17 protein-coding genes are annotated in these 14,533 nt (G+C 68.4%); 15 read left to right on the top strand and 2 right to left on the bottom strand.

What is annotated here, in order from left to right; translation table 11 throughout:
• Positions 1-154 precede the first annotated feature (154 nt).
• The 14 genes from ACSR87_RS02430 (at position 155) to ACSR87_RS02365 (ending at position 11,066) form a co-directional block, all read left to right on the top strand.
• Positions 155-1,291, top strand: a complete 1,137-nt coding sequence (locus ACSR87_RS02430) for a pyridoxal-phosphate-dependent aminotransferase family protein (RefSeq protein ID WP_498531021.1) — start codon at positions 155-157, stop codon at positions 1,289-1,291.
• Between the two features lie 127 nt (positions 1,292-1,418).
• Positions 1,419-1,691, top strand: coding sequence for a hypothetical protein (locus ACSR87_RS02425; protein WP_498529364.1), 273 nt, complete (start codon positions 1,419-1,421; stop codon positions 1,689-1,691).
• Positions 1,692-1,762: 71 nt separating this feature from the next.
• Complete coding sequence (locus tag ACSR87_RS02420; RefSeq protein WP_498529363.1) at positions 1,763-2,368, top strand: hypothetical protein; 606 nt, start codon at positions 1,763-1,765, stop codon at positions 2,366-2,368.
• 208 nt (positions 2,369-2,576) lie between these two features.
• Positions 2,577-3,809 (top strand): Nramp family divalent metal transporter, encoded by a 1,233-nt coding sequence (locus tag ACSR87_RS02415; protein ID WP_008576024.1) that lies wholly within the window; start codon positions 2,577-2,579, stop codon positions 3,807-3,809.
• A gap of 132 nt (positions 3,810-3,941) precedes the next feature.
• A complete protein-coding gene (gene hisD / locus ACSR87_RS02410; protein ID WP_498531020.1) occupies positions 3,942-5,222 on the top strand; it encodes a histidinol dehydrogenase in 1,281 nt (426 codons plus the stop codon).
• A gap of 96 nt (positions 5,223-5,318) precedes the next feature.
• Positions 5,319-5,684: a HesB/IscA family protein gene (locus ACSR87_RS02405; RefSeq protein WP_004062279.1), complete on the top strand. Its 366-nt coding sequence runs from the start codon at positions 5,319-5,321 to the stop codon at positions 5,682-5,684.
• 39 nt (positions 5,685-5,723) lie between these two features.
• Entirely contained in the window at positions 5,724-5,972 is a 249-nt protein-coding gene (locus ACSR87_RS02400) for a DUF5816 domain-containing protein (protein ID WP_004042840.1), read from the top strand.
• Positions 5,973-6,060: 88 nt separating this feature from the next.
• Positions 6,061-6,405: a DUF7116 family protein gene (locus tag ACSR87_RS02395; protein ID WP_498529362.1), complete on the top strand. Its 345-nt coding sequence runs from the start codon at positions 6,061-6,063 to the stop codon at positions 6,403-6,405.
• A 56-nt stretch (positions 6,406-6,461) separates the two neighbouring features.
• Positions 6,462-7,205 carry a hypothetical protein gene (locus ACSR87_RS02390; RefSeq protein WP_498529361.1) on the top strand — a complete coding sequence of 248 codons (744 nt, stop codon included), beginning with the start codon at positions 6,462-6,464 and terminating at the stop codon, positions 7,203-7,205.
• Positions 7,202-7,861: a DUF2238 domain-containing protein gene (locus ACSR87_RS02385; RefSeq protein ID WP_498529360.1), complete on the top strand. Its 660-nt coding sequence runs from the start codon at positions 7,202-7,204 to the stop codon at positions 7,859-7,861. Before ACSR87_RS02390 ends, ACSR87_RS02385 begins: the two co-directional genes overlap by 4 nt.
• A 100-nt stretch (positions 7,862-7,961) precedes the next feature.
• A complete protein-coding gene (locus ACSR87_RS02380) occupies positions 7,962-8,759 on the top strand; it encodes a helix-turn-helix transcriptional regulator (protein WP_498529359.1) in 798 nt (265 codons plus the stop codon).
• A 93-nt stretch (positions 8,760-8,852) separates the two neighbouring features.
• Positions 8,853-9,065 carry a dodecin gene (locus tag ACSR87_RS02375; protein ID WP_008576032.1) on the top strand — a complete coding sequence of 71 codons (213 nt, stop codon included), beginning with the start codon at positions 8,853-8,855 and terminating at the stop codon, positions 9,063-9,065.
• Positions 9,066-9,192: 127 nt separating this feature from the next.
• Positions 9,193-10,572 carry a bifunctional metallophosphatase/5'-nucleotidase gene (locus tag ACSR87_RS02370; protein WP_498529358.1) on the top strand — a complete coding sequence of 460 codons (1,380 nt, stop codon included), beginning with the start codon at positions 9,193-9,195 and terminating at the stop codon, positions 10,570-10,572.
• Between the two features lie 86 nt (positions 10,573-10,658).
• Positions 10,659-11,066 carry a universal stress protein gene (locus ACSR87_RS02365; protein ID WP_008576034.1) on the top strand — a complete coding sequence of 136 codons (408 nt, stop codon included), beginning with the start codon at positions 10,659-10,661 and terminating at the stop codon, positions 11,064-11,066.
• Between the two features lie 99 nt (positions 11,067-11,165).
• On the opposite strand, the gene ACSR87_RS02360 is transcribed toward ACSR87_RS02365, so the two are convergent.
• Positions 11,166-12,311 (bottom strand): mechanosensitive ion channel family protein, encoded by a 1,146-nt coding sequence (locus ACSR87_RS02360; RefSeq protein WP_498529357.1) that lies wholly within the window; start codon positions 12,309-12,311, stop codon positions 11,166-11,168.
• 265 nt (positions 12,312-12,576) lie between these two features.
• Here ACSR87_RS02360 and trmB point away from each other — a divergent pair, with 265 nt between their 5' ends.
• Entirely contained in the window at positions 12,577-13,638 is a 1,062-nt protein-coding gene (trmB, locus tag ACSR87_RS02355) for an HTH-type sugar sensing transcriptional regulator TrmB (RefSeq protein WP_004062257.1), read from the top strand.
• Positions 13,639-13,698: 60 nt separating this feature from the next.
• Here the strand turns inward: trmB and ACSR87_RS02350 are convergent, their stop codons facing one another.
• Positions 13,699-14,496, bottom strand: coding sequence for a DUF8054 domain-containing protein (locus ACSR87_RS02350; protein WP_498529356.1), 798 nt, complete (start codon positions 14,494-14,496; stop codon positions 13,699-13,701).
• Positions 14,497-14,533 lie beyond the last annotated feature (37 nt).

The following is a 14,533-nucleotide window of genomic DNA, read 5'->3' as shown; positions in this document are numbered from 1 at the left end:
TCGGCGCAGTCGTCGGGTTCCCGCAGGTCGGGACGGTATCCGTCTCGCGGCGTTCCGCAATCACATCCCTTTTGCCGGTTTGCGTGGCAGGTGAAGGCAGACCATGTCCGATGCACCCGATGTCGGCGAACTCACCCCGCCGAATCGCACGCTGATGGGCCCCGGCCCGAGCGACGTTCACCCGCGCGTCCTCCGCGCGATGTCCACGCCGCTCGTCGGCCACCTCGACCCGTCGTTTATCGAGGTCATGAACGAGGTGCAGGAGCTCCTGCGCTACGCGTTCCGCACCGACAACAAGTGGACGATTCCGGTCTCGGGGACCGGGTCGGCGTCGATGGAGGCGGCCATCGGCAACCTCGTCGAACCGGGTGACACGATGCTCGTCCCGACGAACGGCTACTTCGGCGGGCGCATGGAGTCGATGGCCGAGCGCGCCGGCGGCGAGGTCGTCCACGTGGACGCACCGTGGGGCGAGCCGCTCGACTCCGCGGACGTACAGGACGCCTTCGACGAGCACCAGCCGGACGTGTTCGGGTTCGTCCACGCCGAGACCTCGACGGGCGTGAAACAGCCGAGCGTGCCCGAACTGACGAGCATCGCCCACGACCACGACGCGCTCGTCGTCGCCGACACCGTCACCTCGCTCGGCGGGGTCGAACTCGAAGTCGACGACTGGGGCATCGACGTGGCCTACTCCGGCCCCCAGAAGTGTCTGTCGTGCCCGCCGGGCGCGAGCCCGCTGACGCTCAACGACCGCGCGATGGACAAGGTGCTCTCGCGGGAGGAGCCGCCCCGCTCGTGGTACCTCGACCTGTCGCTGTTGGAGGGCTACTGGGGCGACGACCGCTCGTACCACCACACCGCGCCCATCACCAACGTCTACGCCATCCGCGAGGCGCTCCGACTGGTCGCGGAGGAAGGCATCGAAGCGCGGTGGGCGCGCCACCGCCGGGTCGCGGGCGCGCTGAAAGCCGGCGTCGAGGCGATGGGGCTCGGTCTTAACCCCGAAGACGAGTACTGGCTGCCGAGCCTCAACGCGGTGCTCGTCCCCGACGGCGTGGACGCCGGCGCGGCAATCGACTACGTGCTCGACCACTACGACCTCGAAATCGCCGGCGGCCTCGGCGCGCTCGCGGGCGACATCTTCCGCGTCGGCTGTATGGGCCACTCGGCCCGGCCGGAGAACGTCTCGTTCCTCCTGACCGCCCTCGGTGAGGCGCTCGAAGCGCAGGGCGCGGACGTGGACCCGGAAGCCGGCTTCGCCGCCATGCGCGAAGCGCTGAACCAGTAACGACTCCGAACCGGCGGCAATTCGCCGTGAACCGCGTCGAAACTCAGCGAAACCGAGGCAAAACGCCCACCACGGTGTCCGCTTTTCATGAGCATCGACCAGCGAGTGGCGACCGGAGCGACTCAGCATGAACCGACGCAGACTCACCCTCGCCGGCATCGCGCTCGCCGTCCTCGTCGTGACTGCGGGCGTCGCCGCCGCCGCACCGTCCGAGAACGCACGCGAACCGGCTCCCGTCTCCGAGGCTAGCCAGCAGGGGCCGCCCGGCGAACTCCCCGGTCCGGTCCCGGAGTTCGTCACGGATATTCACGACCTCGTGAGCGACTTCCTGAACGGGGCCCTCGACGGGTCGCTCGGGGACTCGCTGAGCGACCGCGCGAACGACGTTTCGGGTGCGTAACTAAGTGTGACCCGACGCTATCGAGCAACGTGGCACATGACAGCCGCCCAATATGAAGTCCCAACTCAGTTATGAGACGCACAGTTTTCGTCGCCGCGACAGTGCTGGTCCTGCTCACGGCCGGTGTCGTCGCCGCGTTCCTTGCGGGAATCGGACCGTTCGCTGACACTACCTCCGCCGACGGCCCCGACGGAGCGTTCCCCACGCAGACGACCGCGTCGCCCGACGGCGGGGGAAACAGCAGTGACACCGGCGGGAGCGACACCGGGAGCAACGACAGCGATGGCGACGGCGATAGCGGCGACGGTGACGCGACCGAGACCCAATCGAGGCCGCCGTTCGGCGTCGTCGTCGACGACATCGAGGAGTGCGGACAGACCTGCCGCGACGTGACGAGCACGATAACGAACCGACAGGACACCGACAGCTCCGGCGTCACCGTTTACAGTCGCATCTTCGTCGGCAACGACACCGACCCGGACGACGAGGTCTGGCGCGGGACCCAAGCGGTCGGTGACCTCGCGGCCGGCGAGTCGTACACGACGACGAAGCGCGTCGAACTGTCGTACTCGGAGGCGTTCGCGGTCCAGCAGGCGGACGGCTGGATTACGGTCCAGACGACCATCGAGACGGACAACCAGACGCTGACGTACACTGAACAGCGCGACGTGGCGTAGTCGGAGAGGACGCGGCGGGGGACTGAGCCCCCATCGCGCGATAGTTTTCGGTCACTGGTGGGACAACCGTCACGCTTCCGACTGACACCGTGACTGTGGTTCGCGTCTGAAACGACCGATAGCAGTTTTACACGACAGGTGAAATTATTATTTAGACATGGCAAATACAGACGTTTGCGTACGTGAACAACCGAGGTGTCGGTAGGGGATGCGCCCCTCGCTCCGCGAACTGCTCTCGTACCTCGGCCCCGGCTTTATCATCAGCGTCGCCTACATGGACCCCGGTAACTGGGCGACAAACATCTCGGGCGGCGCGAAGTTCGGTCCCGCCCTGCTGTGGGTCATCGTCCTCGCCAGCGTCATGGCGATGGGGATTCAGGTGCTCGCCGCCAAACTCGGCATCGCCACCGGGAAGGGCGTGGCACAGCTCTGCCGGGAGCGCTTTTCAGGTCCCGTCGTCGTGGTCCTGTGGGCCGCCGCGGAACTGGCGATGGTCGCCACCGACATGGCCGAAATCATCGGGGCCGCCATCGGGTTCAGCCTCGTCTTCTCCTTGCCGCTGTGGGCCGGAGCCGTCCTCGCGGCGGTGAGTTCGTTCGCCCTGCTCGGCGTTCGGACCGCACACAAACGGGGGTTCCGCTGGGTCGAACTCACCATCATGTCGCTCGTCGGCGTCATCGCCCTCGCGTTCGTCTTCGAGATGGCGTTGGCGAGACCGACCGCTTCGACCGTCGCCTCCGGCCTCGTCCCGACCGTGCCGAACGCCTCGGCGCTGTACGTCGCCATCGGCATCCTCGGCGCGACCGTGATGCCGCACAGCGTCTATCTCCACCCGTACATCGTACAGGACCGCCGCGACCGGCTCATCGAGTCCGACGGCGACACCGAGGCCGTCCACCGCCGCCACTTCCGGCTGGAGCGCCTCGATACCGTCGTCGCGCTCTTCGGCGCGATGTTCGTGAACGCCGCGATGCTCATCGTCGCCGCCGCCGCACTTCAGGGGACGGGCATCGAGACGCTCGAAGAGGCGTACGTCACCCTCAGCGGCGTCTTCGGGGCGAACGCGAGCCTCGCGTTCGGCGTCGCGCTCATCGCCGCCGGGCTTTCGTCGTCGCTCGTGGCGACGATGGCCGGCCAGACCGTCATGGACGGCTTTCTGGACCTCAACATCAACGTCTGGCTCCGGCGGTCGGTCACGCTCGTGCCGAGTCTCCTCATCGTCGCCGCGGGCTTCGACCCCACGTCAGTGCTCGTCGCCTCGCAGGTCGCGCTGAGCTTCGAGCTCCCGTTCGTCCTGATTCCGCTCCTCTGGTTCACCCACGAGGCGTCGCTGATGGGAAACTTCCGCAACCGGGCGACCACGACCGGCGTCCTCGGCGTCGTCATCGCCGTTATCGTGGCCCTGAACGGCTGGCTCCTGTACTCGACGCTCCTCGGGTGACCGGGCGGGGGTGGGGGCGGCCGAACGTCGGATTAGCTCCGTGACTGTCCGGAGGACCGGACGGCCGCCGACGGCCCGCCCCACCGCTTCCGCAACGACTTTTCGCACCGGCCGCAAAGCCGGGGTATGAACATCGAGGTTCGCGAACTGGCCGACCTCGGCACCGACGCCCGCCGCGCCTTCTTCGAGCGGGACGCCGGCGTCGGGGAGGTCCGGTCCGACGTGCGCGACATCGTCGAGCGCGTCCGCCGCGAGGGCGACGTTGCGGTCCGGGAGTTCTCAAACGAGTTCGACGGCGTCCAGGTCGGCAACATCGACGTGACCGACGCCGCCGAGCGCGCCTACGACGAACTCGACGACGACGTGCGCGAGGCCATCGAGGCCGCCGCGGCGAACGTCCGCGCGTTCCACGAAAAACAGGTCCCCGAGGACTGGCGCGAGGAGTTCGGCGACGACGGCACCCGCGAACTCGGGCGTCGCTACCGGCCGCTCGACCGGGTGGGCGTCTACGCCCCCGGCGGCACCGCCGCCTACCCGTCGAGCGTCCTGATGGGCGTCATCCCCGCGAAGGTCGCGGGCGTCGAACACGTCGCGGTCGCCACGCCGCCCGCGGAGCCGATGAACCCCGTCACGCTCGCCGCGATGCACGTCGCGGGCGCGGACGCGGTCTACTCGGTCGGCGGCGCGCAGGGCATCGCCGCGCTCGCCTACGGCACGGAGACGGTGAAGGCCGTCCAGAAGGTCGTCGGACCGGGCAACAAGTGGGTCACGGCGGCGAAAGCCGAGGTCCGCGGCGACGTTGACATCGACTTCCTCGCCGGCCCCTCCGAGGTGCTCGTCGTCGCCGACGAGACCGCCGAAGCACGGTTCGTCGCCGCCGACCTCGTCGCGCAGGCCGAACACGACCCGAACGCGTCTGTCGTCGCCGTCACCGACGACGCCGACCTCGCCGCGGACATCGTCGCGGAGGTCGAGCGGCAAGCGGGCGAGCGCGAGCGCACGGAGACTATCGAGGCCGCGCTCGAAAGCGACGCCTCGGGCGTCCTCCTCGCGCGGTCGATGTCCGAGGCGGTGCTGTTCGCCGAGGAGTACGCCGCCGAGCACCTGACGATTCAGGCCGACGACGACGAGGCGCTGTTGGACCGCATCGACTCCGCTGGGAGCGTCTTCCTCGGCCCGTACACGCCCGTCGCGGCCGGCGACTACGCCTCCGGGACGAACCACGTCCTCCCGACCGGCGGCGGCGCGAAGCGACAGGGCGGGCTCTCGGTGGACCACTTCGTCCGCTCGACGACGGTCCAGCGTCTCGACCGCGACGGGCTGTCGGGGCTTTCCGAGACGATTACGACGCTCGCGGAGGCGGAGGGTCTCGACGCCCACGCCCAGAGCGTCCGCGAGCGGTTCGAAGAGTGAACTGAGGCGTTCCACCGAGGAGCCACAGCCTACCGGGGCGGCGCGCGAAGTTCCGCCTGCGCCACAGTTATCCGTTCCCACAGTATAGTGGGACGTATGAGCACGGAATCCGCGAGTGGCGGCGGCGATGTGGCGGTCACGGTCACGCCCGCGGCCGCGGACGAAGCCGTCTCCCTCCTCGAAGGCGAGTCGATGGACACCGACGTGGCCGGACTTCGGCTGTTCGTCCAGCAGGGCGGCTGCGCCGGACTGTCCTACGGGATGCGCTTCGACAACGAACCGGAAGACGACGACACCGTCGTTGAACAGCACGGCCTCCGCGTGTTCGTCGACCCCGCGAGCATGAACTACATCGGCGGTTCGACCCTCGACTTCGAGGGCGGCCTGCAAGGCGCGGGCTTCCACGTCAACAACCCGAACGCCGAGAGCAGCTGCGGCTGCGGCGAGTCGTTCCGGACGTAGGGACCAATTTCTTAAGCCACCCGCGCGCGAATCGGTGGCATGGCCGAACTCCAGACCCAGACCGTATCGAGCGGTAAGACCGTCTTCGTCGCCACCGACGAGCCCGAACGCGGCTCGAAGGGACCGTTCTACGTCGTCTATTCGACCGAGGACGCCGAGAACCGATGGGGCTATCTCTGCGGCAACTGCGACTCGTTCGACACCGCGATGGACACGATGGCCCGCATCGAGTGCAACAACTGCGGGAACGTCCGCAAACCCGAGGAGTGGGACGCCGCTCACGAGTAGCCGGGCGTCTCGGCGCGACCGCTCGCCAGTTATTGGTATGGTATAGCGTGACAATCTTTATCAGGAGTGCGGGTGTACGTAGACGTGCATGGCCCAGGCTTCGACGCCTCCCGTTCAGGAGGCTCGGTCGATATTCGGCCGGCTCGGCTACTCCGTCTCGGGGGACGGACCCGATATGCTGGCCGAACGCAAGTGGCGTACGGTCCACGTGACCGCACTGAGTTCGCGCGAAGCGACCGAATGCCGTCCGGTGCTCGCAGACGGCGGCACCGAGACACCGTATCGGTTCCGCTGCTTCGTGACGTGGGACGACCACATCAGCGCGCTTCGAGAGCGGCTTCGCGGTATCGACCTTCCATACGAGTGGGCAATCATCGGCGTGTCGAACGGTGGTGGGAACGACTACGAGGTCGTTCACGGCACGAACACGTAATCGAAACGGGGCGGTTTCGCCCAAACGTTTTCTCAGCCCGTCGCTAACGGACGAGCATGTCGCAGGCCGCACAGACGGAGCTGGCGCGATTCGTCCGGAGCAGACGGCTCAACGCGGCGCTCGCGTGGCTGTTCGTTGGCTTCCTCGTCGCCGTCGCCGTCGGGAGCGTCGTCACCGGCGGCGACCTCGTTTGGGGCGGCTTCGCGGCCGTCGTGGCCGCGGTCACCGTCGTCCCGGCCGTCGCCTTCCGCGAACCGCGAGCGATGCTGCCGTGGGAGGTCGTCGCGCTCGCCTCGCTCCCGCTCGTCGCCCGCGTGCTCGTCCGGGGCCAGACTATCGGCGGCGTGACGTTCACCGGGCGCGTGTCGACGTACCTCGCGGTGGCCGCCATCGCGCTCATCGTCGCCGTTGAACTCGACGTGTTCACGCCGGTCCGGATGAACCACTCCTTTGCCGTCTTCTTCGTCGTCATCGCCACGATGGCCGCCGCGGGCGTCTGGGCGGTCGTCCAGTGGCTCTCGGACCTCTACCTCGGGACGCGCCTGCTGTTGAACGGGCGGCCCGAGCACGTCGTCGAGGCGGGACTGATGTGGGACTTCGTCGCCGCCACCGTCGCCGGACTCGTCGCCGGATTGCTGTTCGAGTACTACTTCCGCCGCCGGGCCGGGTCGCGCGAGCGACTCCCCGAGGAGGTGGCGGAGATGGCCGAGGAGTCGGAGGAGGCGGAGGTAGCCGGGCTGTCGGACGCGGCGGGGGCGGACCGCGATTCCCGCGCGCCGGAGGGAGGTGGGTCGCCGTGAAGATTCGCTCGCACCTCCGTATCGACGAGCGGCGGCAGTCCCAACTCTCGCGGGCGATGCAGGTCGTCCTCGTCGGTCTCGTCTTCATCGGCCTCGACCGCGGGAACCTCGGCATCGTCGTCAACGCGCTCGTCGGTCTCGGCGTGACCTATCTGCCGGCGATACTCGAACGCGACTACCGCATCCCGATGGACGCCGGGCTGACGCTCTGGATATCCTCCGCGGCGTTCCTCCACGCGGTCGGGACGGTCGGCTTCCCCGGTTCGGAGACCAGTTTCTACGCGGGCGTCTGGTGGTGGGACCATCTCACGCACGCGCTGTCGTCGTCGGTCGTCGCGGCCGCCGGTTACGCGACCGTCCGCGCGGTCGACGAGCACACGGCGGACATCTACCTGCCGCCGCGGTTCATGTTCGTCTTCATCCTGCTTTTCGTCCTCGCGTTCGGCGTCTTCTGGGAGGTCATCGAGTTCGCCATCTCCGGGGTCGCCTCGCTCGCCGGCACCGCGTCGGTGCTGACGCAGTACGGTCTCGACGACACGCTCCTGGACCTCGTGTTCGACGCCGTCGGCGGCGTCATCGTCGCCATCTGGGGCACCGCGCATCTCTCGGACGTGGTCGGCGCGTTGCAGCGGCGGTTCGAAACGGCATCTCGCTGACACGAACCGGCGGAGACTAGGCTGTCAGAATCAGCCGACAGCAGGCGATTTCTCTCGAATCCCGATATACATTTGTGCACGGACTGAGACGTTCACACCGATGTCGAGTTGGATCGGTGACGGAGACGAGGACGCCGCCGACGCGTTCGAAACGGTCGGCCGTCGCCGGCAGATTCTCCAAGCGCTCTCGACGGAGTCACTTTCGAAGGCCGAACTGGTCCGCACGCTCTCGGTCTCTCGGTCCACCGTGGACCGCGGCGTCGAGCGACTCGTCGGGCTCGGTCTCGTCGAACGGTCGAACGGCAGGTTCGTCGCCACGAGCGCGGGTCGAGTCGCGCTGGAGACACACGACGAAGCGATTCGGGCGATGGCGAACGTGCTCGGCGCGGTACCCGTGCTCGACCACCTCCCCGAGTCGGTCGAGCCGCCACCCTCGCTGTTCCGCGAGGCGGTCGTCTGTACCGGCGACCTCTCGGAGATAGAACGGCGCGCACCGCTCGATTTCGATATCAACGAGGTGACGGAGCTCGCCGGCTTCAACGGCCCGTTTCTGTTCAGTAACTGGCCCGAGGCGCGCGAGCAGCTCACCCGGCTCGGTGACAGCGTCACGCTCGTCCTCTCCGCGGAGTCGCTCGACTGGCTCTCGAACCGCTATCCCGACGACCTCGACGCCATGGTCGACGCGGGCGTCCGCGTGGCCGCGGTCGACGAGGACCCGACGTTCGGCGTCGTGGTCGTGGACCGACCGACGACGGCCTCCGTCACGCTCGTCGTCTACGACCACATGGGCGCTCCGGAGGCGCTAGTCGTGAGTTACGATCCCTCGGCCGTGGCGTGGGCTCGCAGACTCGTCGCGGCGCGCGCCGAGACCGCACGCGCGTATCGGCCCGACGAGTGAGCCCGCGACAGCGCGATGTGGGATGAGCCGCCCGCCCACCGCCGTCGAATCAGGGACGATTATTTGTGATAGTATGACGAAGGGTCCGACGAGATGGTGTTCAAGAAAATCACCCTCGTCGGTCGGAGTGCAGAGAGTTTCGACGCCGCCGTCGACGACGCGATTAACCGCGCGGAGGAGACGCTCGCAGGCGTCCACTGGGTCGAAGTAAAGGAACTCGGCGTCGAACTCGCGTCCGTCGAGACACGGGAGTACCAAGCCGAAGTCGAAGTCGCGTTCGAACTCGAAGGAGAAGACGACGAGTAGCGGCGAACTCGCCCGCGTCGAGGCGCTGGCGGCTGCCCCGGTTCGCGCCGGTTCCGCGCCGTCTCGCCCGCCCGCGGGTCGTCCCGACGGCTTCTTATCCGCCCGCGCCGCCACATTCGAGAAGCGAATGCCTCGGCTCCTCCACTACTCCGACATCGAGAACGTCTTCGACGACACCGAGCGCGCCGGCCGCCTCGCGGGCTGTGTCCGCGCCCTCGACGGCGACGACACCCTCGTGGTCGGCTCCGGCGACAACACCGCGCCGGGCGTCCTCTCGCTCGTCGAGCGCGGCGGGCAGGCGCTCGACTTCTACGACGCCGTGGACGCCGACCTCGAAACGTTCGGCAACCACGACTTCGACTACGGTGCGACCCGGACCCGCGAACTCGTCGCCGCGAGCCGGCCGACGTGGGTCACGAGCAACGTCCGCGGCGAGGACGGCGGTCGGTTCGCCGCCGCCGAGGGAACCGTCCCGCGAACGACCCGCGAGGTGGACGGACTGACGCTCGGATTCTTCGGCGTCACCGACCCCGCGACCGGCACCATCAACCCCGAGGCGACCGACCTCGACTTCGCGGACCCCTACCCGGCCGCCTCGGTCGCGGCCGACGCCCTCAGGGACGACGGCGCGGACCTCGTCGTCGCGCTCTCGCACCTCGGGAGCGGCGACGACGAACTGGTCGCCCGGTGCGACGTGGACCTCGTCCTCGGCGGCCACGTCCACGCCGAGCGCGACGACGTGGTCGACGGCGTGCCAATCGTCCGCCCCGGCGCGAACGGCCACGTCATCTGGGAGGTCCGCGTCGCCGCCGACCGAATCGAGACGGTCCGTCACCGGACCGCCGAGTACCGACCCGACGCGGAACTCGTCGCGGCGCTGGAGGGCCGGGTCGACGCCGCCGGCCTCGACGAGGTGCTCTGCCGCATCGACCGCCCGATGGACCGCGCCGAGGAGACCGTCGCGGCCGGCGAGTGTCGCGTCGGCAACGCCATCGCTGACGCCTACCGCTGGGCGACCGGCGCGGACGTGGGACTCCAGAACAGCGGCGGTATCCGCTCCGGCCCGCCCGTCGGCCCCGAGATAACCCACGCCGACCTCGTGAGCCTCGTTCCCTTCGAGGAGCACCTCGTCGTCGCCGACGTGACCGGCACGGAGCTCTTAGCGGCGTTCGGGGCCGCCCGCGGTGCCGAGATGGGTTTCGGGGAACCGGACTGGTGGCACGCCCACGTCAGCGGCGCGCGCATCGTCTGGGACGACGACCGAAACGAGGTCGTCGAGGCGTTCGTCGGCGGCGAGCCACTCGACCCGGAGGCGCGCTACACCGTCGCCACGAGCGACTACCTGCTCCACAGCACACAGGAGTTCCCGGCCATCACGCAGGCCCACCGGGGCGGCGAGTTCGAGATTCAACACGACGCGCTGGCGCGCTACGCCCGCGAGGTCGGCTTCGACGCCGCCGTCGAGGGGCGCATCGAGCGCCGGTCGGCCAGCCGCGCCGACGACTGAAGCGGAGACGGAAAGAGCGTGAGCAACGGCGACGCGGCCGTCGGAGAGGGAAAGGTTCACGCACGCCCGGCGAGTGGTCTCGGAGTATGACACGGGTCGTGGTCCCGGTTCGGTACCCGCTCTCGAAGCACTCCCGGGCGACGCTCGAAGAGGCCGTCCGCGTCTCGCGCGAGCGCGACGCCGAACTGACGGTCCTCCACGTCGACCTCTACCAGTCGAACCGCGGCGTGACGCGGACCGAACTCAAGCAGGCGGTCGAAGCCGAGTTCGGGCCGCTCGTCCGCGCGCGCTACGTCGTCCGCCGAGGCTTCCTCGTCGAGGAGACGATTCTCGAAGAGGTCGCCGCCGAGGAGGCCGACATCGTCGTCATCGGGTCGAAACAGGCGAGCCGCTGGCGGCGGATGCTCCGGCGGTTCCTCGACGACCCCGACATCGACGTGTTCCTCCGCGAAAAGCTCGACTGCACGGTTATCACCGTCCGCGCCGACGACTGAGCCGGCGGCGCTCGGGTTCGGGTTCGGGTTCGGACTCGGATTCGAGTTCGGTTCCCCGTTTTCGGTGCGACCAGTTTCGACTGCGTTCGCCGTCCCCCGTCAGTTCTCGGCGGTATCCGCTGACTCCGCGTCCGCCGAGTCCGGTGCGTCGGTCGCGTCGGCCGAATCAGCCGCATCGACCGGGGCTTCGTCGCCCTCCCCGGAGACCGGGTGGGTAGGCGCTCCCGGTGCCGGCGACGCGGTGGCGTGACGCCGGTTCGCGGCCTCGTCGCCGGTGACGTGGAGGCTCCCGCTGGTCTCGTCGAAGACGAGGTGCGTGTGCGGGTAGGCGAACTCGACGGTCGCCTCTGACTCCTCGACGTGCGTCCAGAGCCGCGTCTGGACCTCCGACTGGATGCGACCGATTTTGTACGGTTTCAGCGCCCAGTAGCGGAGACGCAGGAGGACGCCGTTGTCGGCGTAGGAGTTGATGTAGGCGGTCGGCTTCGCCGGGTAGCGGGCGCTCCCGATGCGGATGTCCGGCCCGCCTTCGACCACCGCGTCGCAGTCGCGGGCGGCGCGCTCGACGAGGTCGCGGGCGGCGTCGATGTCCGACTCGTAGGTGACGAGCACGTCGAGCGACAGGCGAGTCCGCTCGTCTTCCGCGGAGTAGTTGATGACGTCGCGGTCGCGGATGTTCGAGTTCGACATCACGAGAAAGGTGTTGTCGAGGGTGAATATCTTCGTGTAGCTCAGGGTAATCTCGTCGATGAAGCCCTTCGTGCCGTCGTCGAGTTCTATCATGTCGCCGATTTCGAACGGCTGGTCCGAGAGGACGAACACCCCGTTGATGATGCTCCCGACGATGGGCGCGAGGACGATACCGAGCACCGCCGAGAACACCGTCACCGAGAGGACGATGTCGCCGAGTTCGAGGCCGAGCACGTTCGCGCCGACGCCGACGCCGACGAGAACGATGGCGAGACGAACGATTCGCAGGATGGTCTGGGCGACGCTCTGGCGGCGGAACTGCCGGGCGACCGGTCGGCCGAGCAGGCGGACAGCGTACTTCGAGAACCCGACTGACAGGGCGACGATGACGAGGGCGACGGCGATTCGCCACCCCGGAAACAGGAGGTACTCCGGGACGAACGCCGGCGGCGTGAGCGCCGTCGACTGGAGCGGGGCGACCGCGAGGTGGCTCCGCGCAGTCGATACCCCGCCGACCGCGGCCGACGCGTCGACAGCCCCCTCGACTCCGTGCATGGAACCCGCAACGGGGAGCGGCGAAAAAAGGGTTGTTACTCCGGGGGGTTCGGTCGCGGTGAACGGCTACGTGTCGGGCCGTCGCAGTATCCGCATGGCCGACGCGACGACCGGGTGAACATGAGCGTGCCGCCTCACCTCACCCCGCCCGCCGTCCCGCGACGTTCGACGGCCGCCCTGCTACCGTTTGTGCCACTTGTTTTCGGAATTTCGTGCTACTCGGATTTCAGTAAATGATTTAGGTGATGCCGTACACGTCACGAGCATGGCTGACGAACTGCGGCTCACCATGGAGCGAGTCGGTGAGCGCTTCAACCTCGGCGAGTACGAAATCGACGCGTATCTGGCCGTCCTCGAACACGGACAGTTGACGGCGAGCGAAATCGCCGACCGAACCAGCATCCCCCAGCCGCGGGTGTACGACACGGTCCGGAGCCTGTCGGACCGCGGCCTCGTCGAGCTCCGCGAGTCGCGCCCGATGAAAATCGTCGCGGTCGACCCCGACGACGCCTTCGCGAACGTCAAGACCTCGCTGGAGGAACTCATCGAGGAGCTGGAGGCGCGCTACACCGCCCCCGCCCGCGACACCGAGGCCGTCTCGCTCGTCAAGTCGCGGTCGACCATCCTCCGCTACATCGAGGAGATTATCGAGGCCGCGGAGTACGAACTCGTGCTCTCGTTGACGCCCGACCTGCTCCGTCGCTTCCGCGACGACCTCGCGGCGGCCATCGACAGCGGCGTCAGCATCGACCTGCTCGTGACGCCCGCCTCCCGCGCGCCCGACCCCGAGGAGTTCAACTACCTCGACGTGGCGACCATCGCCCGCGCCCGCCGCGGCATCACCTCGCCCGTCCTCGCGGTCGCTGACGGCGAGTACTCCATCTACGCGACCCAAGACGCCCTCCGCGACGACCGCGACCGCTACGGCGTCATCTTCAACCGCTCCGCGCTCGGCTTCCTCGTCAGCGGTTTCTTCGGGACCGTCCTCTGGAGTACCGCCGAAACCATCGTCGCCAACGGCAAGCGCCGGCCGTTCCCGCGCCGCTACGCCTCCATCCGCCGGGCCGTCAAGGACATCCGCGAGATAGACGGCGACTTCTACGCCTCCGTCTCCGGCCGCGACATCGAGACGGGCGACCCCATCGTTGTCGAAGGCCGCGTCATCGAGACGGCGTTCGAGGACACGGAGGAGGTCGCGTCGCTCCACATCGAGACCGAGGAGGGCGTCGTCGAGGTCGGCGGACTGGTCGCCGCGCTCGAAGACGTGGAGGGACAGGAGATTCTGCTCGGCCGCGACGAGGTTCCGAACCGCGACGAAATCGTCTGAACTCGCAGCGTCAGTTTTCGCTCGCGTCTTTCCCGCTCGACCGCACCCCGCCAGCGACGGCTACTCGTCGGGGAACTCGTAGACGACCGCGCCGCAGTCCGCACAGCCGAGCACCTCGTGGTCCGGCGAGTCGTACAGCCCCGCGGTGCCGCCGCAGCAGTTGCGCGTCGTCGTCTCCTCGACCGGGCCGCCGCAGTCCGGACAGACCTCGGTGAACATCCGCATCGGCTCCGTGGCCGCGAGCGCGACCATCGGGTCGACGTCGCGCTCGACGACCGCGTAGAGGGTCGCCACGTCCGCGATGGCCTGCGGCCGGGAAATCCACACGGACATCGAGGGACCGTCCAGCGAGATGCCGTCGAACTCGGCGTCGACGGTCGCCTCGAACGGGACCGCGTTAGCGACCGCCTCGGCGAGTTCCTCGTCGGTGGTCTTGCGGAGCGTCGCCATCGTCGACTCCCACTCCTCGCGGGCGTCGTCAGTGAGGAACAAGCCGTCTTCTTCTTCGACCAGCACCCCGGCGGTCAGAAGCGCCGACAGCATCGCGTCGGGGTCGACGTTGGCGTCGAGCGATTCCGAGCGGCGGTCCGGACCGCCGTCGTCGCCGTGGTCGAAGACGCCGGCGAGACCGACCGCGGCGACCAACTGCGGCGCGAACGAGGGCGTGCCGGGGACGACGTAGCCCCGGAGGTACACCGACAGCGCGCCGCCGACGAGGACGACGAGACCGGCGACCGGCGAGAGCACGCTGACCGCGAGGCCGACGACGACGACGAGTGCGACGTTGACGGCGGCACACGGGAGACAGCGGTTCTCGCCGGTGTGTTCCGGTCGTCTGAGTGAGTCGATGACGGACATGGTGTGAGAAGTGGGGCTGTGAGGGGTGTGCGTTCGC

The organism is Haloferax sp. SDI50 (assembly GCF_059802635.1).
This window is presented reverse-complemented; position numbering and strand designations above follow the sequence as displayed.